Origin of the sequence: Inquilinus limosus DSM 16000 (assembly GCF_000423185.1) — a bacterium.
Classification (GTDB): domain Bacteria; phylum Pseudomonadota; class Alphaproteobacteria; order DSM-16000; family Inquilinaceae; genus Inquilinus; species Inquilinus limosus.
In genome coordinates, this window is sequence record NZ_AUHM01000019.1 from 40,630 (window position 1) to 61,192 (window position 20,563).

A 20,563-nucleotide genomic window follows, 5' to 3' on the forward strand; every position below is an offset into this window, starting at 1 on the left:
CCGTGTTGCGGGCGGGGCAATCGCTTCGACGGTTCAGCCCCGGCGCGGCCTGGTCAGTTTTCCGGCGTGGTCCGCCACAGGGCCGGCCAGTCGCCGGGGAAGCCGCGGCAGCTGTCCTGGAAGCTGTACCGCGCGATCCGGAAGTCCGTGCCGTCGAACACCCAGCTGGCCGAGGAGCCGCAATCCCCGATGCCGCGGCCCCGGCCGGCCGACATCAGCGTTCCGGTGGCCGGGTTGTAGTCGGGCTCGATCAGGCTTCCGGACGGATCGTCGACGTCACCGGCCCAGCCGGCCTTCGGGGTCGCCGGGACCAGGTGGCGGGCCGCGCCCGGATCCTGCAGCGGCGTCCGGAACAGCAGATAGCCGGACTGATAGGCGCCCTGGCCGCATTGCAGCATGACCAGAGCCTCCGTGGCCGTCAGCGGCACGACCTGGCCGCCGGTGGCGTCGGCCGAGCAGCCCGAGGCCGACAGGAGATCCTTCTGCGCCGAGCGCACCGCGGCGGCGATCCGGGATGCGGCTGCGTCGGCGATGGCCGGCGGCGCGGGCGGTGGGACCGGCGCTGCCGGCAGGGGGCGGGCCGCCGGAACCGCGCTCGCCGGCTTGGTGCCCGGGCGGACCAGGGCGGTGACAGTGCCGACGCGGCCCTGGGCGTCGTCCATGGCCAGGAGGGCGGCGGTCATGCCGTCCAGGGACACGGTCCCGGCCTGGCCCAGCCTCAGGCTGTCCGCGTCCCGCAGCTCATTCAGGAAGGCGGCGGCGCCGGCCGGATCGCGCAGCACCAGCTGGGCGTCTCCGTGGCCGGTCGATTCGTCGGCCCACAGCTTCGCATCGACCCGCGAGCCGGTCCCGCCACGTTTTGCACTGCCTCCGATAATCCGGATATCGGCAGGAGCAAAGGCGGCATCGCTTTCGAGGCCGACCTCGACCGCCCCTTCGGGCCCGGCCTCGCGCGTGACCCGGATCACCGATATGACGTCGGAGTCCTCCCGGCCGAAGCCCTTGGCCTCGCAGCGCCCGGTGTTGTCGCAGGCGATCTGCCAGTCCCGGAATTCCCGGTAGAGCGGCAGACCGGGCGGAGCGGCCGCCGCCGGCAGGGTCACGCCGAGAAGGCCGGTGAAGGCCAGAACCACGCCCGTTGCCGCTCTCAATCCGTCCTCCATATGCCGGCCGCCCGCCCCCGGCGCTCGAGCGTCAGGAACGCCCGCCATGCCTAGCGGCCGATTGGCCCGGAATTGTGGCATAGGCGGGCGTTCCCACCGAGTCCGGACCAGGCGCGTGAGAACCGTGCCTGGCGGATCCCCGGCTCACCCCTTCTGGGCGAGGAAGCGCAGGATCGCCTCGGCGACCGCGTTCGGGGCCTCGCGCTGGGGGAAGTGGCCGATGCCGGGCAGCACGTCGCGCTCGTAGCGGCCGCTGAAGAACTTCTCCTTCCCGGCCGAGGTCGCGCAGTCGTTGCAGGGGTCGGACCCGCCGTGCAGGACGAGGGTCGGCACCGCGATCTGCGGATCGCTGGCCAGCTTCGCCTCGAGCTCATCGTAGCGCGGGTCGCGCGGCGCCAGGCCCCAGCGCACCCTATAGGAATGCAGCACGACCTCGGCCCAGTCCGGATTGTCGAAGGCGGCGGCCGTTTCCTCGAACTCCTCCTCCGGCAGGTTCCAGCCCGGGGTCCAGATCCGCCAGATGTGGCGGGTGAAGCCGCGGCGGTCGCTGCGCACCAGGTCGGCGCCGCGGTCGAGCGCCATGTACCAGTGGTACCAGTAGTTCTGGATTTGGGTCAGGCTGAGCTCCTGGTCCGGCGAATTGGTGCCCCAGCCGACCGACATGGCGATGCAGTGCGAGACCCGATCCGGCGCCAGGGCGGCGGCGATATAGGCGGCGCGGGCGCCCCAGTCGTGCCCGACCACGGTGAAGCGCCCGAGGCCGAGCGCGTCGGCGAAGTCGAGCACATCCTGCCCCAGCGCCGAGAGCTGGCCCGACCGCATGGTGCCCGGGTCGCGGAAGGCGGTGCCGCCGAAGCCGCGCAGATTCGGCACCAGGGTGCGGAACCCGGCGTCGTGCAGCGCCGGCAGCACCCGGTCCCAGGTGCGCAGATGGTCGGGCCAGCCGTGCAGCAGCACCAGCGGCGGCCCGCCGCCCGGCCCCGACTCCTCGTAGGCGACGCGCAGCAGCGGGGTGTCGACGGACGCGGTGCGGGTCACGATTCTCTCCCTCTCTCCGGGATCACTCCTTCACGGCGCCGGTCATGCTGGAGACGTAGTGCTCGACGAAGAAGGAATAGAGCAGCACCACGGGCAGCGATCCCAGCAGGGCGCCGGACATCAGGGCGCCCCACTGGTAGGTGTCGCCCTGGACCAGCTCGGTCAAGACCCCGACCGGCACGGTCTTGCGCTCGGAATCCGAGATGAAGGTCAGGGCGTAGATGAACTCGTTCCAGGACAGGGTGAAGGCGAAGATCCCGGCCGAGATCAGGCCGGGCACGGCCAGCGGCAGGGTGATGCGGCGCAGGATCTGCAGCCGCGAGGCGCCGTCGATGATGGCACATTCCTCCAGCTCCAAGGGGATCGAGCGGAAATAGCCCATCAGCAGCCAGGTGCAGAACGGCACCAGGAAGGTCGGGTAGGTCAGGATCAGCGACCATTGGCTGTTCAGGAGGCCGAGCCCGCTGAGCTGCACCGCCAGCGGGATGAACAGGATCGAAGGCGGCACCAGATAGGCCAGGAAGATGGCGAGGCCGACGAAGCGCGCCCCGGTGAAGCGCAGCCGCTCGATCGCATAGGCGGCGAGGACGGAGCAGACCAGCGCCAGCACCGTCGACCCGACGGCGATCACCATCGTGTTCCACAGCCAGGCGGGATAGGAGGTCTCGAACAGCAGGAACTGGATGTGCCGCAGCGTCGGCTCGGCCACCCAGAGCGGGTTGAAGTCCTTGTAGTTGTACAGCTCGGCGTTCGATTTGATCGAGGTGACCGCCATCCAGTAGAACGGGAACAGCAGCACGAAGACGAACACCGCGAGCGGCAGGTAGACCGTCACCACCCGGCGCGGCAGCTTCTCCAGATAGCCCATGCCGCCTTCGTCGGCGACAACGTCGTTCTTCACGGCCATCAGTCGCGCCCTCCCTGTTGCCAGCGCTGCCGCTGCAGGCCGAAATAGCTGAACATCACCGCCGCCAGCAGGAACGGGATCATGGCCGAGGCGATCGCCGCCCCCTCCCCCAGCTGGCCGCCGGGGATGGCGCGCTGGAACGACAGGGTCGCCATCAGATGGGTGGCGTTCAGCGGCCCGCCGCGGGTCAGCACGTAGATCAGCTGGAAGTCGGTGAAGGTGAACAGGACCGAGAAGGTCATCACCACCGCGATGATCGGCGACAGCATCGGCAGGGTGATCCAGCGGAAGCGCTGCCAGTTGCTGGCGCCGTCCAGCACCGCCGCCTCGTACAGCGACTGCGGGATGGTCTGCAGCCCGGCCAGCAGCGTGATGGCGACGAAGGGAATGCCGCGCCAGATATTGGCGGCGATCACCGAGGCGCGGGCGTTGGCGACGTCGCCGAGGAAGTTGATCGGCGTGTCGATCAGCCCGAGCTGGATCAGGGCCCAGGAGATCACCGAGAACTGGGCGTCGTAGATCCACCAGAAGGCGATGGCCGACAGCACCGTGGGCACCACCCAGGGCAGCAGCACGATGGCGCGCAGGAAGGCCTTGAACGGCAGGTGCCGGTTCAGCAGCAGCGCCAGCCACAGGCCGAGCACGAATTTGAAGATGCTGGCGACGACCGTGTAGAGGATGGTGTTGAACACCGACAGCCAGAAGATCGAATCCTCGTAGAGGAACTCGTAGTTCTCGGCCCCGATCCAGATGCCGGGCCGGCCGAGCCGCGTGTCGGTGAAGCCGAGATACACGCCGAGGCCGAGCGGATAGGTCAGGAACAGCAGCAGGATCACCGCGGCCGGCAGCAGGAAGGCCAGCCCCAGCGCGTTGCGGCTCTCCATCATCCGCGCCATCCACGAGGCGGCGGGGGGCGGCGATCTTCGCTGCGCGATCGTCGACATCTGTCCTCCACAAGATGCCGGACGCCTTCCGCGGGCGGCCCGGCTTGCGGCCTCAGGCCGCGCTGAAGTTGTCCGTCATGACCCCGGCGCTACCGGCGCGGCACCGCAGGATCCAGCCCCTTGACCGTGTCGAGCCCGGTGGCGCCGGTCAGGATCGCCGAGCCGAAATCCGCCCCGGTGGCGTCGGCACCGGTGAGATCCGCCCCGGTCAGGTCGGCGCCGGAGAAGTCGACATGCAGCAGGCTGGCCCCGGTGAAACGGGCCCCCTGCAGCTTGGCGAACCGGAACCAGGCGCGCCCGAGATCGGCCCGGGTGAAGTTCGCGCCCTCCAGCCTGGCGCCCGAGAAGTCGGCCCGCATGATCCCCATCGACTGGTTGCGCATGTCGACCGCCAGCCTGGCATCGGTGAAGTCGGCGCCGCGCAGGTCGAAGCCGCCGAAGCGGGCGATCACCCGCGCGCCCACGAACTTCGTCCGGACGAAGACCGGGGCCTCGGCCGGGTTGGTCTGGAGGCCCGAGGCGACGACCAGCCCCTGGACATTCGCGCCGGACAGGTCGGCCTCGGTGAAGTTCGCCCGGATCACCCAGGCGAGGCCGAGATTGGCGCCGGTCAGGTCGGTCCCGGTCAGATTGCTGTCCTCCAGCTTGGCCGCGAACAGATCGGCGCCGGCGAGCTTCGCCCCCGACAGGTCGAGGCCGCTGAGATCGACCTTCTCCAGCGACTTGCCGGAAAAATCGGCCGGCGCGGCCGGGGAGGCGCGGGACAGCGTCGCCACCACCTGGTCGCGCGTCAGGTCGGCGCTCCAGCCCGGCACGGCCAGGGCGGCGAACAGCACCGCCAGCACGATCCGACAGCCGAACACCATGCCTAGCCTCCCTGCCGGAGAACCGTACCCGGCGGCGCGGCCCGCCCCCTCACCCTCCCGCCGCCTTCGGCGTCGGGCCCCTCCCTCTCCCCGAGGAGAGGGTTTTTCACCTCTCCTCGGGGAGAGGTCGAAATCGCGCCAGCGATTTCGGGTGAGGGGGCGGCTCCGGCCCATCCAGCGATTCCGGCGCCTGCAGCTTACACCCGATAGTACCGCTCGGCCCGCTTCTGGGCGCGGGCGGCGGCCTCCTCCGGCGTGCGCTGGCCGGTGGCGGCCTCGGCTACCATGTTGACGACGATGTAGTCCGCCATCGCCGCGGCCGAGGCATAACCGAGCGGCCCCGCATAGCCGTTGGGGCGCAGCCGCTCCGACGCGCCGGCATAGGCGGCATGGTTCGGGTCGGCCTTCCAGATCGGATGGTCCGCATAGCCCTTCAGCGGCTGGCAGCAATAGCCGCTCGACTGCTCCATCCAGGGGAAGAACTGCTCCTTCTCCCACATGAAGCGCAGATACTCCTTCGCCGCGTTCGGGAACTTGGTGTAGCTGAAGATCACCGCCGAGGTGGTCTGGCACAGCTCCACCGGCTTGCCGACCGGGCCGACCGGCAGCGGCACGCAGCGGATGTCCTTGGCCATCTCCTTCAGATTGGCGTCGTTCTTGGCGGCGTAGTAGAGCGACACGCCGTTCGCGGTGAGGCTGATCTCGCCAGCCAGGAAGGCCCGGTTGTTGTTGGTGTCGAGCCAGGCCTCGGTGCCGGGGACGAAGGTCTTGTACAGCTCGGCCGCATATTTCAGCCCGGCGATCGTCTCCGGGCTGTTGATGACGACGTTGCCCTGCTCGTCGACCATCTTGCCGCCATGGCTCCACATGATCCAATGGCCGAAATTGTTGCCGTCGCCGACGCCGTTGCCGAGGGTGAAGCCGGGCGGATGGCCGTTCTCCTTCAGCTTGCGGCACAGCGCCAGGAAGCCGTCGGTGTCCTTCGGGAATTCGGAGAAGCCGGCCTCCTTGACCCAGCTCTCGCGGTAGCAGATGGCGTTGCCGATCGCGGCCAGCGGCAGGCCGATGAACTTGCCGTCCCGCTGGGCGTAGCCCTGCAGGCCCTCGTACCAGCCGCCGTATTTGTTGCCGAGATAGGTGGCCAGCTCGGTGACGTCGAGCAGCTTGTCGGGATAGAGCTGCGCGTCGTCGAACCAGACCAGCACGATGTCGGGCCCGCTGCCGACATTGGCGGCCACCGCCGCCTTCGGCCGGATGTCCTCCCAGCCCTCGCTGTCGACCCGCACCGGGACGCCGTATTTGTCGCTGAACGCCTTGGTGTTGGCGAGCCACTGGTTCTCGTCGCCCTGCACGAACTTGGCCCAGCGCAGCACCCGCAGCGACGCGCCCGATTCCGGCGTATAGGACAGGTCCTGGGCGTGGGCCGGGCGGATCAGTCCGGTGCCGCCGAGGGCGCCGGCCGCGGCAAGGCCTGCCCCGGTCTTCAGAACGTCGCGCCGCGTGAACTCAGCCATGTTTCCTCTCCCGTCTGCTCTTTGCTTGAAAATCGCTGTCTGAAAGCCGCCGCCTAGAGGCGGCGTTCGGTGTCCGCGTCGAACAGGTGGATGCGCCCGACATCGGGCTGCAGCCGGATCACGTCGCCCGGGCCGAAGCTCTGGCGCTCGCTGAACATGGCGCAGATCTCCTGCCCTGCCATGCGGCCGTAGACGAAGGTGTCGTCGCCGGTCGGCTCCACCACCTCGACCTCGGTCGGCAGCCCGGCGCCGTCGGCGGCGACGCGCAGATGCGACGGCCGCACGCCGTAGCGCACCCGCTTGCCGGCCTCGATCTTCGCCCCCGGCGGCAGCGGCAGCAGCGTGCCGTCGCCGGCGCGGACGCCGCCGTCGGCCACCGTGCCGTCGATGAAGTTCATCGCCGGCGAGCCGATAAAGCCGGCGACGAAGACATTGGCCGGGTTGTCGTAGAGCTCCAGCGGCGCGCCCGCCTGCTCCACCCGCCCGTCGCGCATCACCACGATCTGGTCGGCCATGGTCATGGCCTCGACCTGGTCGTGGGTGACGTAGATCGAGGTGGTCTTCAGCCGCTGGTGCAGCAGCTTGATCTCGGTGCGCATCTGTACGCGGAGCTTCGCGTCGAGGTTCGACAGGGGCTCGTCGAACAGGAACACCTGCGGGTTGCGCACGATGGCGCGGCCCATGGCGACGCGCTGGCGCTGGCCGCCGGAGAGCTGGCGCGGATAGCGGTCGAGCAGAGCCGACAGGCCGAGGATGCCGGCGGCCTCGCCGACCAGCCGGTCGATCTCGGCCTTGTCGGTCTTGGCCAGCATCAGGGCGAAGGCCATGTTGTCCCGCACCGTCATGTGCGGATACAGCGCGTAGTTCTGGAACACCATGGCGATGTCCCGCTCCTTCGGCGGGACGTCGTTGATGCGACGGCCGGCGATGGAGATGTCGCCGCCGGTGATCCGCTCCAGCCCCGCGATCATGCGCAGGAGGGTGGACTTGCCGCAGCCGGAGGGCCCGACCAGCGCCACGAATTCGTGGTCGCCGATCTCGATGTCGACGCCATGGATGATCGGAACGGTGCCGAAGCTCTTGGTGACACCACGGATCGAGACCGAGGCCATTCCCCCTCCCTATGAGCGATGCCGGAGGCTTACGGCCGCCGATCGTTGCCGCAGAGGGTAGCGGATGGCCCGGGCGGGTCAAACGGATTCGGCGCTTTGATCGTACAAATTTGTTACCGGTATCAACCGCTCACGGCGCGGGGCGCCGAGATGGTCGCCCCGATAGCGGCGCAGGAACCCGAAAACCAGCCTCGGCAGCCCTCCGTCGCGAAGGGCCTCGGCCGACGACGATCATTACAACGTATTCATGAAACTATCCTTTGACAGCATCCGAATACACAGATGCCGCTCAGACCCGCACTCCACATACAGAGGCGATCGAGCGCCGCCTCCGGAAGGGCCGGAGGCGCCCCCTGCATTGCGGAGAGAGACCATGCTGAACGCCATCGATCGCCGTGAGTTCCTGATGGGCCTGGCCGCCGCCGGCGGCGCGGCCGTGCTGGCGGCCGGTCATGCCCGCGCCGCGGCGGCGGCCGCACCGGCTACGCCGGTCGCGGCGCCTCGCGCCCGCAACGTCGTGCTGGTGCACGGCGCCTATGCCGATGGATCCTGCTGGGTGGAGATCATCCCCCGGCTGCAGCAGGCCGGGCTGACCGTGACGGCGGTGCAGAACCCGCTGCAGTCCCTGGCCGAGGACTGCGCCTTCACCCAGCGCATCCTGGACCTGCAGGACGGTCCGACCGTGCTGGTCGGCCATTCCTATGCCGGGGAGGTGATCACCCAGACCGGCGTCCACCCCAAGGTCTCGGCCCTCGTCTACTGCTCCGCCCGCGCGCCGGACGCGGACGAGGACTACACGGCGCTGGCCAAGACCTACCCGACCCCGCCGGCGAGCGCGGGGCTGGTGCATGCCGGCGGCTCTCTCTGGCTCAACGAGGAGGCGTTCCTGCGCGACTTCGCCGGCGACGTCGACCCGGCCAGGGCGAGGGTGCTCCACGCCGTCCAGGGCCGCGTCTCCGACACGCTGTTCACGGCCAAGGTGACGCAGGCGGCATGGCGGTCGAAGCCGAGCTTCTACCAGGTCTCGGCCCGGGACCGGACGATCAACCCCGACCTGCAGCGCTTCATGGCCAGGCGGATGAACGCGAAGACGATCGAGCTGCCGTCGAGCCATCTCGGCATCGTCTCGCATCCGAAGGAGATCGCGGCGCTGATCCTGGAGGCCGCCGGCGCGGCGTGACGAGGAGGCGAATGCAGCGTGAGGTCGTCCGAGACTGCGCTGGTGTGAGTCGGCTGGCGGTGGTTTCGAGAACCGGAGCGCAGCGGACGTGAAAGTCCGTGAGCACCGGAAGCGGAGAAACCGCCGTCAGACGGCCACACCAGTAGCAGTATCGGGCGGCCTCAGTGACGGCTGGGCAGGAAGTCCTCGATATAGTCCTCGACCACGCGGTCGATGCTCTCGTCGATCGGCAGGCCGAGCGCGCGGGCGCGGTCCCAGGAGGCGTCGGTGGCCCAGCCGTCGACGATCGCCTGGATCACCGGGTCCGGCCTGGTGGTGATCGGCCCGAGCTTGATCTGGTACTTCTCGGCCACCCGCTTCACCGCGGCGACCATGTCCTCGATCGTGTAGGCGCGGCTCGGCAGGTTGACGGCGCGGTCGTCGCCCAGGGCCGAGGCCGGAGCCTCGTGCAGGCCGATGAAGCTGGCGATGCAGTTGCGGTAGCCGAGCATCGGCAGCTGCGCCCGGGTCACCGGCAGCACGCATTCCTCGCCGTTCAGCGGCTCGCGGAACACGCCGGAGCAGAAGCTGGAGGCGGCGGAGTTCGGCTTGCCCGGGCGGATGAAGATGGTCGGAAGCCGGGCCGAGCGGCCGTCGAAGAAGCCCTTGCGGCTGTAGTCGTTGACCAGCAGCTCGCAGATCGTCTTGGTGATGCCGTAGGTGGTCTGGCTGGTCTGCTTGGTCTCGTCGGTGACGACCTTCGGCATCACCGAGCCGCCGAACACGGCGATCGAGCTGGCGGCGACCAGGCGCTGCGCCACGCCCTTGCGGGCCCGCACCGCCTCGAACACGTTCAGGCCGCCGTCGAGATTGACCTTCAGCGCCAGGTCGAAATCCTTCTCGCCGCCGCCCGACAGGATCGAGGCGAGGTGGAAGACCGAGATGTCGTCGCGGTCGACAAGGCCGAAGACCGTGGCGCGGTCCGAGATGTCGCCGGTGACGATCGACACCCGGTCGTCGAGGCCGGCCGGCCGCTCGGCCGGCGCCGCCATGTCGAACAGGGTGATCGCGTCGATCGGCTCCTGCTGGCCGGAGATGCCGGTGAGGCTGCCCCGCTTCAGCAGCGCCCGGGCCAAGTTCAGCCCGACGAAACCGAGACCACCGGTGATGACGACCTTCATATCCGAACGCTCCTCCGCTGCCGCCGGGCATCCCCCGACGGCCCCAACACCACGATAGACCGCCGCCGGCGGCGACGCCCGTTTTCTCAGCGGACCTTGTGAAACCTCCCCCATCGGGTGTCTGATCGAGGAGTCCACGCTGGCCGTGGATCAATAAGGGGGGCGTTTGTATGACAAATCAAGAGTCAACGGGCGCGCAAACTGATGGCGCGCAGGCTGGGGGCGCGCAGACCGGCGCCGTCCGCTACGAGACGGTCGACCGCAGCTATTTCGAGAAGCGCGGCCTGAAACGGTACGCAGGGGTCGCCTCGCTTTGGGCCCTCGGGGTCGGCGCCGTGATCTCCGGCGACTTCTCCGGCTGGAATTTCGGCCTCGGCGCCGGCGGCTTCGGCGGGCTGTTCTATGCCACGATCATCATCATGATCATGTATCTCGGCCTGACCTTCAGCCTGGCCGAGATGTCGCCGGCGATGCCGCACACGGGCGGCGCCTATTCCTTCGCCCGCTCGGCCATGGGGCCCTGGGCCGGCTTCATCACCGGCCTGACCGAGAACGTCGAATACATCCTCACCCCCGCGGTGATCGTGTTCTTCATCAGCACCTATATGGGCAGCATCTTCGAGACGCCGGCCGCCGCCATGCCGCTGTGGTGGGCCGGCTTCTACCTGCTGTTCGTCGGCCTCAACATCGTCGGCGTCGAGATGTCCTTCCGCATCTCGGTGCTGGTCACGGTGCTGGCGCTGGCGGTGCTGGCGATCTACTGGATCAGCGCGATACCGCATTTCGACATGGCGCTGGCGCTGAACATCCCGCCGGCCGAGGGCCACTCCGCCTGGCTGCCTTTCGGCGTCGAGGGCATTCTCAAGGCCATGCCCTTCGCCGTCTGGTTCTTCCTGGCGATCGAGCAGCTGCCCCTGGCGGCGGAGGAAAGCCACGACCCGAAGCGGGACATGCCCAAGGGCATCCTGCTGGGCATCTTCACGCTGATCCTGACCGCCTTCCTGACCCTGTTCCTGGTCGCCGGCGTCGGCGGCGGCTCGGCCACGATGGGGTCGTCGGGAGAGCCGATCCTGGACGGGTTCCGCGCCTTCTACGGCGAGGGGCTGGCCAAGCTGCTGGCCCTGGCCGCGGTGATCGGCCTGGTCGCCAGCTTCCACACCATCATCTTCGCCTTCGGCCGGCAGATCTATTCGCTGTCGCGGGCCGGCTACTTCCCGCGCGGCCTGTCGGTCACGCACGGCACGCGCAAGACCCCGCACCTCGCCCTGATCGCGGGCGCGGTGGTCGGCTTCGCGGTAATGATCGTGATCTGGCTGACCACGGACACCAGCGTGGCCACCACGGTGATCGGCACGACGCTGCTGAACATGGCGGTGTTCGGGGCGATGCTGTCCTACCTGCTGCAGGCGATCTCCTTCATCGTCCTGCGGGTCCGGCTGCCGCATATCGAGCGGCCCTACCGCAGCCCGCTGGGCATTCCCGGCGCGGTGCTGACGGCCGGCATCGCGATCGTGACGCTGGGCTTCCAGATGCAGGACGCCGCCTACCGCCAGGCGGTGCTGCCGGTCGCCGTCTGGATCCTGATCGGGCTCGCCTACTTCCTGATCTGGGGCCGGCACAAGCTGGTGCTGTCGCCGGAGGAGAAGTTCGCGCTGGAGCGCGGCAAGGCGGCCTACGAGTCGCACTGACGGCTGCGGGAGGGGCCGGCGCGGCCCCTCCCCGGCCATTTCGATACAGCTCGCGAGTCATCCGGAGGCGGCGCAGCCTCTCTTGCCGCCGCTTCGCTCGGCGTGCTCAGAATAGAGCCGCAGATCACGACCCGCGCCGGACGGACCGGGCGCAAGAGCGGGCGACAGGAAACGGGAGACTTCGAGAGATCATGGCGCAACCCACCACCCGGGCCGCGGCCCCCGTGACCGCGGTCGATGCCCGCAAGCTGGTCGAGGAGAGCGAATACAGCCACGTCAAGGTGGCGCTGACCGATGTCGACGGCATCCTGCGCGGCAAGTACATCTCGCGCGACAAGTTCCTGTCGGCGCTGGAGAAGGGCTTCGGCTTCTGCGACGTGATCGTGGGCTGGGACAGCCACGACCAGCTCTACGACAACGCCCGCTACACCGGCTGGCACACCGCCTATCCGGACGCGCCGGTGCGCATCCTGCCGGAAACGATGCGCCGCCTGCCCTTCGAGAACGACCTGCCCTTCTTCCTGTGCGAGCTGGCCGACCAGGCCGAGGCGGTGTGCCCGCGCGCCCTGCTGCGCCGGGTCCTGGACAAGGCCAAGGCCATGGGCTTCGGCCTGAAGGCGGCGTTCGAATACGAGTTCTTCCTGTTCGACGAGACGCCGCATTCGGTGCGCGAGAAGCACTACCGCAACCTGACCTGCCTGACGCCCGGCTTCTTCGGCTATTCGGTGCTGCGCAGCTCGGTGTGGTCGGACCTGTACCACGAGCTGCTCGGCACCATGCAGGCGCTGGACTGCGAAATCGAGGGGCTGCACACCGAGACCGGGCCCGGCGTGCTGGAGGCGGCGATCGCGGTCGATGACGGCCTCGCCGCCGCCGACAAGGCGACGATCTTCCGCACCTTCACCAAGGTCGTCGCCCAGCGCAACAACCTGATGGCCACCTTCATGTCGAAGTGGTCGAACGAGGTGCCGGGGCAGAGCGGCCACATCCACATGTCGCTGGTCGACGCCAAGGGCAAGCCGGCCTTCCACGACCCGAAGGACCCGCACGGGATGAGCGCGACGATGCGCCATTTCGTGGCCGGCCAGCAGGCGCTGATGCCGGAGTTCCTGGCCATGATCGCGCAGACGGTGAACGCCTATTCCCGGCTGATCCCGGGCTTCTGGGCGCCGACCTCGGCGACCTGGGGGGTGGAGAACCGGACCACGGCGCTGCGCGTGATCCAGGGCGGGCCGAAGAGCCAGCGGGTCGAGTTCCGCATCGCCGCCGCCGACGCCAACCCCTACATCGTCCTGGCCGCGGCCCTGGGCGCCGGGCTGTGGGGCATCGAGCGGCAGCTGGAGCTGGGCGAGCCGGTGAAGGGCAACGCCTACGCCAAGACCTTCCCGCGCAAGATGGAGCTGCCGCGCACCCTGTGGGAGGCGGCGCAGCGGCTGCGCGCCTCGAAGCCGGCGCGCGCCCTGTTCGGCGACGACTGGGTGGAGCATTTCGCCGCCACCCGCGAATGGGAGGAGCGCGAATTCCGCAAGCACATCACCGATTGGGAACTGGCACGGTACTTCGAGATCATCTGAGTCGCCGTACCGGCTACGCACTCCAACGCGTCATTGCGAGCGAAGCGAAGCAATCCAGGGCTGCTCGCACCGGCCCTTGGATTGCTTCGTCGGCTTCGCCTCCTCGCAATGACGAGCCGGGACCGGCGGCGCTGCCATAGAGGAGCGTTCCATGGATCTCGGCCTGACCGGAAAGACCGTGCTGGTGACCGGCGGATCGAAGGGCATCGGCCTGGCCTGCGCCAAGGCGTTCCTGGCGGAGGGCGCCAGGGTGGCCATCGCCTCGCGCAGCCAGGCCAATCTCGACCGCGCCGCGGCGGGGCTTCCGGGCGCCGTCGCCATCGCCGCCGACCTGACCGACGCCGCGGCGGCGCTGTCGGCGGTGGAGGCGGCCGAGCGCGCGCTGGGCCCGATCGACGTCCTGGTCAACTCGGCCGGCGCTGCGCGGCGCACCCCGGCCGACGAGCTGACGCCGGCCGCCTACCGGGCGGCGATGGACGCCAAGTTCTTCTCCTACATCAGCGTCATCGACCCGGTGGTGAAGCGGATGGCGGCGCGGGGCGCCGGCGTCGTCGTCAACATCATCGGCAATGGCGGCAAGGTGCCGGCCACGGTCCATATCGCCGGCGGCGCCGCCAACGCCGCGCTGATGCTGGCCACCGCCGGCCTCGCCACCGCCTATGCCGGCAAGGGCGTCCGCGTCGTCGGCCTCAACCCCGGCCTGACCGAGACCGAGCGCGTGGCCGAGGGGCTCGCCGCCGAGACCCGGCTGCACGGCATCTCGCTGGAGGAGGCGCGGCAGCGGGCGGTGTCGCGCATCCCGCTCGGCCGCCCGGCGCGGCCGGAGGAGATCGCCGACGCCGTGCTGTTCCTGGCCTCGGCCAAGGCCAGCTACATCACCGGCGTCAACATCAGCATGGACGGGCTGCAGAGCCCCGTCCTCGTCTGAGGCGGCCGCTCGCCGATGGCGACGAACGCCGCATCCAGGGCGCCGGGCGTATCGGTCCAGGGGCTGGGCTTCCTGGTCGCGACCAGCCTGATGTGGGGGTTCAACTGGCCCCTGGTGAAGCATCTGGTGACGGTGCTGCCGCCCTTCTCCGTCCGGGCCGCCAGCGGGCTGATCGGCACGGCCATCGTGCTGGCGATCGCGCTGGCGCGCCGCGAATCCCTGCGCCCGCCGCGCGGCCAATGGGGCCGGCTGTGCCTGGCCGCCGGCCTCAACGTCACCGCCTGGATGGCGCTGACCACCCTGTCGCTGCTGTGGCTGCGGGCGTCGGAGACGACGATCCTGGCCTACACCCTGCCGCTCTGGGCCGCGCTGCTGGCCTGGCCGCTGCTGGGCGAGAAGCCGACGCTCGCCCGCGGCATCGGCCTGGTGCTCGGCCTGTCCGGCATCGTGCTGCTGGTGGCGCATGAGGCGCCGGGCGATGCCGAGATCGGCGCCAAGCTGCCGGGCGTGGCCCTCGCCCTGGCCGGGTCGATGCTGTTCGCGCTCGGCACCGTGCTGGCCAAGCGGGCGCCGGTGGCGATGCCGCCGACCGCCCTGGTGGCGTGGCAGACCGGGCTCGGCCTGCTGCCGCTGCTGCTGTTCTGGCTGCTGTTCGAGCAGCCGGACTTCGCGGCGCTGGACGGCTTCGGCTGGCTGGCGCTGGTCTATGGCGGCGCCCTGGCCTTCGGCCTCGCCTATGTCGCCTGGTTCGCGGCGCTGCGGCGGCTGCCGGCCTTGGTCGCCACCATCGGGTCGCTGATGGCGCCGGTGATCGGCGTGCTCGCCTCCGTCGCGATGCTGGGTGACCCGTTCGGCCTGCGCGAGATCGCCGCCCTGGCCCTGACCCTCGGCGGCGTCGCCCTCGCCGCCCTGGCGCGGTGAGGCGGGGCCGACCTCCGCATGCGATTTTTTTGGAATAAGGAGCGCCCCCGGATCGTCTCTGGTTACGGGGGGCCAAGCTCCCTCCACCACTGGACCCCTCAGCCCCGCCTCCTCCGGCGGGGTTCTTTTTTCGCCGGCCGGGAACGCCTACCCCGATGTCTCGGCATTGTCGGCTTGATTGAGCATCCGCCAGCGACCGAGGGACACGACCCCGAGTTCCGGTCTGGGCTCCTCGGGAAGGCCTGCGATGAACTCCAAGGAGTGGCCGTCCGGATCATCGAAGAAGACGCTGGCGGCCGGCATCCAGGAGAAGACAATCGGCTCCATTGCGGGCAGGCCGAAAGCCGGCCTCGGCTCGACCCCGGCCGCGCGAAGGGCCTGGATCGAGCGGCTCACATCCTCCAGATCGACCCTGAAGGAAATGTGCAGCCGGAACCGCAGGGGAGAGGAGTGGATCGACCACAACCCCAGCATGCTTCGTTCCCTCGTGCCGACCCAGAAGAACGCAGCGTGGCGTTCCGGCACCCTGTGGGCCATCTCGAGCCCCAGTACGTCCCGGTAGAACAGGATGGAGCGATCGAGATCGCTGACGGTCAGGTGCGTTTCGTAGAGTGAGCGGATTGGAACAACCGCCATGGCCGCCTTCCCTTCGGTCGAACGAGCATCTCGGCTCGACACCAGATCCGCCTACGCCAGCGCCTCGGCATAGGGGGCGACGGCGCGGGCCTGGCGCAGGGTCGTCGCCCACCAGCGCAGCGCCTTCAGCATCACCGTCATGGCTGCGGTCGTCTGCTCCGGCTCGACCAGCCGGCCGGCGGCGTCGAAGCGGCGCGGGGCGAAGGCCAGGCTGACCGTGTCGCGCAGCGTCACCGCGTGCAGCTCGGCGAAGACCAGGCGCAGCTGCTCCACCGCGCGCAGCCCGCCGGAGATGCCGCCGTAGCAGACGAAGGCCACCGGCTTGGCCTGCCATTCGGCATAGGCGCAGTCGATCATGAACTTCAGCACGGCCGGATAGGCGTGGTTGTACTCCGGCGTGACCACGACGAAGCCGTCGGCCCGGTCGATGCGTTCGCGGAAGGCGGTCACCCCCTCCCCGTCCCGCCGGCCGCTCCAGTCCGGCAGGCCGAGCGTGCGCGGGTCGATGACGTCGAGCGCGAAGCCGCCGGCCCGCTCGATCTCCCCGGCCGCCCAGCCGGCGACGGTGTCGCAGAACCGGCCGTCGCGGACGCTGCCGTAGATCAGGCCGATGCGGAGAGTGTCCATGATGTGCCCCTCGTTGGATGGCGAGTCGCCGGCACCCTACAAGTTGAAGTCAGCTTTAAGTCCAGAGGCTTTTTCCGATCCGGTCGTGGCGGATCGCAGACATGGCAGGGGCCGACCGGTTTGCCGAAACAGAGCTCGCCACCTATGGCATTCACTCGGCAGTTACTGGTCGAGATTCTCAGACATCCACATCTCGTCGGCACATGCCAGAACTCATAAAATGATAATCCGATATGAGCGCCAGGAACATCAGTCATTTTAATCAAACAATATCTTAAATTCAATAATTTATGCGTGACTGTGAGTCATAAATTTCCGGTAATTTGAATTACTGAACAAATAACTGCATACCATAATAATCAAAAAATAACATCTTGACTCGTCCCAGGATATCAATATGAGTCTATCTACACATGATTTGCATCCCTCTCTGCGAATAGAGAGGATCAGCTCAACCGTGAGTTCGCCGCTGCGAATCGAAAGGGTGGCGCATGCGGATCATCTTGATCATTCCAGGAGTTTTTGTGTCGGCGTGAGACGGGCGATCGCCGTCATCGGCCGGCGCCGGAGCAACTCGGCCGCGGTCTGCGGCGATCGTGGGGATCCTCCGGCGGAGGCCCGGCTCCAGTAGACGACTGGCCTCGGTCACGAGGGCTGCCCGTTGGCCGGCCTGCATCTGCCCAGTTCCTACAGCGGGAGTGTGTGATGCCAGTACTTTGCTGTCCGGCGGTCGCTGTGCCCGAACACACCATCACCATGGAGCAGACCCTGGAATTGGCCAGGCGGCTCCATGCCGATCATGAAGAGTTGCCGCTCGTCCTGCGGCTGGTCGCCAACACCGGCGTGCGCAAGCGTCACCTGGTGCAGCCGGTCGAGGACGCGCTGCATCACCCGGGTTTCGAGGCACGCAACCTCATCTATGTGCGCGAGGCCAAGGCGCGTGTACCGGCCGTGGTCGACGAGGCCCTGGCCAATGCACGGCTCACAGCGGACCAGATCGACGCGATCATCTACGTCTCGTGCACCGGCTTCATGATGCCGTCGCTCACCGCCTGGATGATCAATCATCTCGGCTTTCGCAGCGACACCCGGCAATTGCCCATCGCGCAGCTCGGCTGCGCCGCCGGCGGAGCCGCGATCAACCGCGCCCACGACTTCTGCCTGGCTCACCCCGGAGCCCATGTGCTCATCGTCGCGTGCGAGTTCTGCTCCCTGTGCTACCAGCCCACCGACCTGAGCGTCGGCAACCTGCTCTCCAACGGCCTGTTCGGCGATGCCGTGGCAGCGGCCGTGGTGCGCGGCGAGGGAGGCGTGGGGATGTCCCTGGCCCGCAACGGGTCGCGCCTCGTCCTCGGCACCGAGGATTGGATCTCCTACGCGGTCAAGGCCACCGGTTTCCATTTTCGCCTCGACCGGAGGGTGCCCAGGACGATGGAGCAGCTCGCCCCCGAGCTGCGGTCCGTGGCTGCCGAACACGGGTGGGATGCCTCCGCCCTGGACTTCTACATCATCCACGCCGGCGGGCCGCGCATCCTCGATGACCTGTCGCATTTCCTCGGCGTCGAGCCCGGGATGTTCGCCCACAGCCGCGCCACCCTCACCGAGCACGGCAACATTGCCTCCGCCGTCGTCCTGGACGCCCTGCGCCGCCTGTTCGTCGCGGGCATCGTTCCCGATGGCGCACAGGGCATCGTCGCCGGGTTCGGGCCAGGCATCACCGCCGAGATCACCCTCGGCACCTGGACCGCCAGCACCCCTCCCTCCAACGCAGAAGCCCTGATTCCAGCCCAGGAGACCGCATCATGACCGCGATACAGACGGAGATCACCCGGCAGCTGACCATCGGAGGCGACCTGACCGTCAACCGCCTCGGCTATGGCGCGATGCACCTGACCGGTCCCGGAATGTGGGGCGACCCGATCGACCCCGAGGGCGCCATTCGCCTGCTGCGCCGCGCGGTCGAGCTCGGCGTCAACTTCATCGACACGGCCGACTCCTACGGCCCGGGCAACAACGAGCAGATCATCCGCCGCGCCCTGCATCCCTACCCCGACGACCTGGTCATCTGCACCAAGGGCGGGATGCTCCGCTCGGGCCCGAAGGACTGGATCCACAGCGAGGACCGCCCTCCGTACATCGTGCCGCTGGGCCGTCCCGAGTATCTGCGCCAGCAGGTCGAATTGAGCCTGCGCAATCTCGGCGTGGAGTGCATCCGGCTCTACCAGCTGCACAGCATCGACCCGGCCGTGCCGCTCGCCGACCAGATCGGCGAACTGGCCCGCCTCCGGGAGCAGGGCAAGATCCGCCATATCGGGCTGTCGGGACAGCCCGGGGTCACGATCGACGAGCTGACCCGGGCCCGCGCGGTCGCCGACATCGTCGCGGTGGAGAACCTGTTCAACATCGCCGACCGCACCGACGAGGAAACCCTGCGTCATGCGGAGAAGCACAACATCGCCTTCATCCCCTGGTTCCCTCTGGGGCATGGCGGCCTCGTCGGGCCCGACAGCGTCCTTGCCCCGATCGCCGCCGAATACGGCGCGACGCCGTCTCAGCTCGCCCTCGCCTGGCTGCTGCACCACTCCCCGGCCACGGTGCTGATCCCGGGCACCACCTCCATCACCCATCTCGAGGAGAACGCGCGCGCCGCCGACCTCCGGCTGAGCGCTGCCGACATGGCCGCCATCACGGCTGCGGTCGACCGGGCGAAGCCCCAGATCTGGCGGCCCGAACGGTGAGCTGTCGCCCCCAACTCGACGGAGGACTTCATGAGCACGCCGAACGCACACCCCAATATCGAGACGCTGCGCGCCATCTACGCCGACCTCAGCCGGATCGCCGAATACGCCGACGACGACGTCGTGCTGCACACCGCGGATCGGGGCGTCTCGGGCCGGCCGCCGCAGGTCGCCGGGAAGGCAGCCGTTCTCGCCAAGGAGCTTGAGCTGATCCGCCAGACGGGCAGCACGCTCGTCATGGATGTCCAGGAGATCACCGCCAACGACCATTTCGGAGCCGTGCTGGGCATCCTGCGCGCGCGCCTCAACGGCAGCGAAATCGGGATGCCCTTCTGCGGATTGTGGCGCTTCCGCAACGGCCGGATCGTCGAGCACTGGGAGAACGCCTACGACGCGGCCGCTCTCGGTCGCTTCCTGGCGGGCGAGGCCCCGCCCGCGGCCACCTGACCGCCCGCCCGCGCCGGTCGCCCACGACCATCAGCCACTCTCGCCGAAGGAACCGACTGTCGTGACCTCTCCCGACCTGGCATCTGCCCCGAGCGCCCAGCCCCTCATGGCCCTGGTCACCGGCTTCTGGGCCGCGAAGACGCTGGCAGTGGCGCATGAACTCCAGCTGTTCACCCACCTCTCCGGCACCCCGGGCCTCACCATCGACGGGTGCGCGGAGCAATACGGCATGGAGCGCCGCCCGTCGGAAATGCTCCTCACCGCATGCGCCGCGCTGGGACTGCTCGAGCGGCGCGGCGAGCACTACGTCAATTCCCCGATGTCGGAGGAATATCTGGTCCGCGGCAAGCCCCGCTACTTCGGCGGCTGGGTCGAGATGGCCGACCGCCGGGAGTACCCGGCCTGGATGCGCTTGAAGGAAGCGCTGTACAGCAACCGGCCCCTCACCTGGGACCCGACCCGTCAGAAATCGTTGTTCGACGGCGAAGACCCGACGCTGGTGAACATCTTCTGGGAGGCGATGTATTCACTGTCCATCACCACCTCCCGCGTGCTGGCGGACGCGGTGGACATGTCCACCGCCAGGAGGCTGCTCGATCTGGGGGGCGGCGGAGCGGCCAACGACATCACCCTGTGCAACCACTACCCGCAACTGACGGCGACCGTGTACGACCTGCCCTTCGTGTGTGCATTGACCAAACCCAAGATCGATCAGGCCGGGCTGGGTGATCGCATCAGCCTCGTCGAAGGCGATTTCTTCGCCGATGCGGAGTTGCCCGCGGGACACGACGCCATCCTGCTGTCGATGATCCTGCACGACTGGGCCGAGGACGATTGCCGCGCCATCCTCGGCAAATGCTTTGCCGCGCTGCCGTCCGGAGGGCGCATCATCATCTCGGACCAGCTGGTCGACGACACCAAGGACGGACCGGTCGGCGCGGCCCTGATGAGCCTCAACATGCTCGTCGAGACCTGGGGGCGGAACTACACCGCAGCCGAGTATGGTGCCTGGCTCACCGTGGCCGGGTTCACCGGCATCGAGACGATCCGCTTCGATGCGCCCGCCGCCAACGGAGCGGTCCTCGGCCGAAAGCCCTGAGCTCCGCACTTCGGGCCCGGC

General features: G+C 68.6%; 19 protein-coding genes. 9 read left to right on the forward strand and 10 right to left on the reverse strand.

The features are described 5' to 3' along the window. Positions 1 to 53: 53 nt before the first annotated feature. From G537_RS0117310 to G537_RS0117340, 7 genes are all read right to left on the reverse strand, one after another. Entirely contained in the window at positions 54 to 1,151 is a 1,098-nt protein-coding gene (locus G537_RS0117310; RefSeq protein WP_162146121.1) for a DUF1176 domain-containing protein, read from the reverse strand. 156 nt (positions 1,152 to 1,307) lie between these two features. Next, positions 1,308 to 2,201 (reverse strand): alpha/beta fold hydrolase, encoded by an 894-nt coding sequence (locus G537_RS0117315; RefSeq protein WP_026871196.1) that lies wholly within the window; start codon positions 2,199 to 2,201, stop codon positions 1,308 to 1,310. 22 nt (positions 2,202 to 2,223) lie between these two features. After that, complete coding sequence (locus G537_RS0117320) at positions 2,224 to 3,108, reverse strand: carbohydrate ABC transporter permease (RefSeq protein ID WP_034852054.1); 885 nt, start codon at positions 3,106 to 3,108, stop codon at positions 2,224 to 2,226. After that, positions 3,108 to 4,052 carry a carbohydrate ABC transporter permease gene (locus G537_RS0117325; RefSeq protein ID WP_026871197.1) on the reverse strand — a complete coding sequence of 315 codons (945 nt, stop codon included), beginning with the start codon at positions 4,050 to 4,052 and terminating at the stop codon, positions 3,108 to 3,110. Before G537_RS0117325 ends, G537_RS0117320 begins: the two co-directional genes overlap by 1 nt. Positions 4,053 to 4,141: 89 nt before the next feature. After that, complete coding sequence (locus G537_RS0117330; protein ID WP_051248522.1) at positions 4,142 to 4,918, reverse strand: pentapeptide repeat-containing protein; 777 nt, start codon at positions 4,916 to 4,918, stop codon at positions 4,142 to 4,144. 197 nt (positions 4,919 to 5,115) lie between these two features. After that, positions 5,116 to 6,432, reverse strand: a complete 1,317-nt coding sequence (locus tag G537_RS0117335; RefSeq protein WP_026871199.1) for an ABC transporter substrate-binding protein — start codon at positions 6,430 to 6,432, stop codon at positions 5,116 to 5,118. A gap of 53 nt (positions 6,433 to 6,485) precedes the next feature. Continuing rightward, entirely contained in the window at positions 6,486 to 7,544 is a 1,059-nt protein-coding gene (locus G537_RS0117340) for an ABC transporter ATP-binding protein (protein WP_026871200.1), read from the reverse strand. A gap of 373 nt (positions 7,545 to 7,917) precedes the next feature. Between G537_RS0117340 and G537_RS0117345 the strand changes: the two genes are divergently transcribed. After that, positions 7,918 to 8,724 carry an alpha/beta fold hydrolase gene (locus G537_RS0117345; RefSeq protein WP_026871201.1) on the forward strand — a complete coding sequence of 269 codons (807 nt, stop codon included), beginning with the start codon at positions 7,918 to 7,920 and terminating at the stop codon, positions 8,722 to 8,724. 161 nt (positions 8,725 to 8,885) lie between these two features. On the opposite strand, the gene denD is transcribed toward G537_RS0117345, so the two are convergent. Continuing rightward, positions 8,886 to 9,884 (reverse strand): D-erythronate dehydrogenase, encoded by a 999-nt coding sequence (denD, locus tag G537_RS0117350; RefSeq protein ID WP_026871202.1) that lies wholly within the window; start codon positions 9,882 to 9,884, stop codon positions 8,886 to 8,888. Positions 9,885 to 10,054: 170 nt separating this feature from the next. On the opposite strand from denD, the gene G537_RS0117355 reads away from it, so the two are divergent. The 4 genes from G537_RS0117355 (at position 10,055) to G537_RS0117370 (ending at position 14,995) form a co-directional block, all read left to right on the forward strand. Next, positions 10,055 to 11,572 (forward strand): amino acid permease, encoded by a 1,518-nt coding sequence (locus tag G537_RS0117355; protein ID WP_026871203.1) that lies wholly within the window; start codon positions 10,055 to 10,057, stop codon positions 11,570 to 11,572. A 191-nt stretch (positions 11,573 to 11,763) separates the two neighbouring features. Beyond that, on the forward strand, positions 11,764 to 13,146 hold the full coding sequence (locus G537_RS0117360; protein ID WP_051248523.1) for a glutamine synthetase family protein: 1,383 nt from the start codon (positions 11,764 to 11,766) through the stop codon (positions 13,144 to 13,146). A gap of 151 nt (positions 13,147 to 13,297) precedes the next feature. Next, positions 13,298 to 14,074, forward strand: coding sequence for an SDR family oxidoreductase (locus G537_RS0117365; RefSeq protein ID WP_026871205.1), 777 nt, complete (start codon positions 13,298 to 13,300; stop codon positions 14,072 to 14,074). A 15-nt stretch (positions 14,075 to 14,089) separates the two neighbouring features. Beyond that, positions 14,090 to 14,995, forward strand: coding sequence for a DMT family transporter (locus tag G537_RS0117370; protein WP_026871206.1), 906 nt, complete (start codon positions 14,090 to 14,092; stop codon positions 14,993 to 14,995). 147 nt (positions 14,996 to 15,142) lie between these two features. On the opposite strand, the gene G537_RS0117375 is transcribed toward G537_RS0117370, so the two are convergent. Both G537_RS0117375 and G537_RS0117380 read right to left on the reverse strand, forming a co-directional pair. After that, on the reverse strand, positions 15,143 to 15,631 hold the full coding sequence (locus tag G537_RS0117375) for a VOC family protein (protein ID WP_026871207.1): 489 nt from the start codon (positions 15,629 to 15,631) through the stop codon (positions 15,143 to 15,145). Between the two features lie 51 nt (positions 15,632 to 15,682). Next, positions 15,683 to 16,258: an NADPH-dependent FMN reductase gene (locus G537_RS0117380; protein ID WP_064742162.1), complete on the reverse strand. Its 576-nt coding sequence runs from the start codon at positions 16,256 to 16,258 to the stop codon at positions 15,683 to 15,685. Positions 16,259 to 16,963: 705 nt separating this feature from the next. Between G537_RS0117380 and G537_RS0117385 the strand changes: the two genes are divergently transcribed. From G537_RS0117385 to G537_RS0117400, 4 genes are all read left to right on the forward strand, one after another. Then, a complete protein-coding gene (locus G537_RS0117385) occupies positions 16,964 to 18,064 on the forward strand; it encodes a type III polyketide synthase (protein ID WP_026871209.1) in 1,101 nt (366 codons plus the stop codon). Further along, complete coding sequence (locus G537_RS38455; RefSeq protein WP_155888641.1) at positions 18,061 to 18,996, forward strand: aldo/keto reductase; 936 nt, start codon at positions 18,061 to 18,063, stop codon at positions 18,994 to 18,996. Before G537_RS0117385 ends, G537_RS38455 begins: the two co-directional genes overlap by 4 nt. 30 nt (positions 18,997 to 19,026) lie before the next feature. Further along, positions 19,027 to 19,443, forward strand: coding sequence for a nuclear transport factor 2 family protein (locus tag G537_RS0117395; protein WP_026871210.1), 417 nt, complete (start codon positions 19,027 to 19,029; stop codon positions 19,441 to 19,443). 106 nt (positions 19,444 to 19,549) lie between these two features. After that, on the forward strand, positions 19,550 to 20,542 hold the full coding sequence (locus G537_RS0117400) for a methyltransferase (RefSeq protein ID WP_026871211.1): 993 nt from the start codon (positions 19,550 to 19,552) through the stop codon (positions 20,540 to 20,542). Positions 20,543 to 20,563 lie beyond the last annotated feature (21 nt).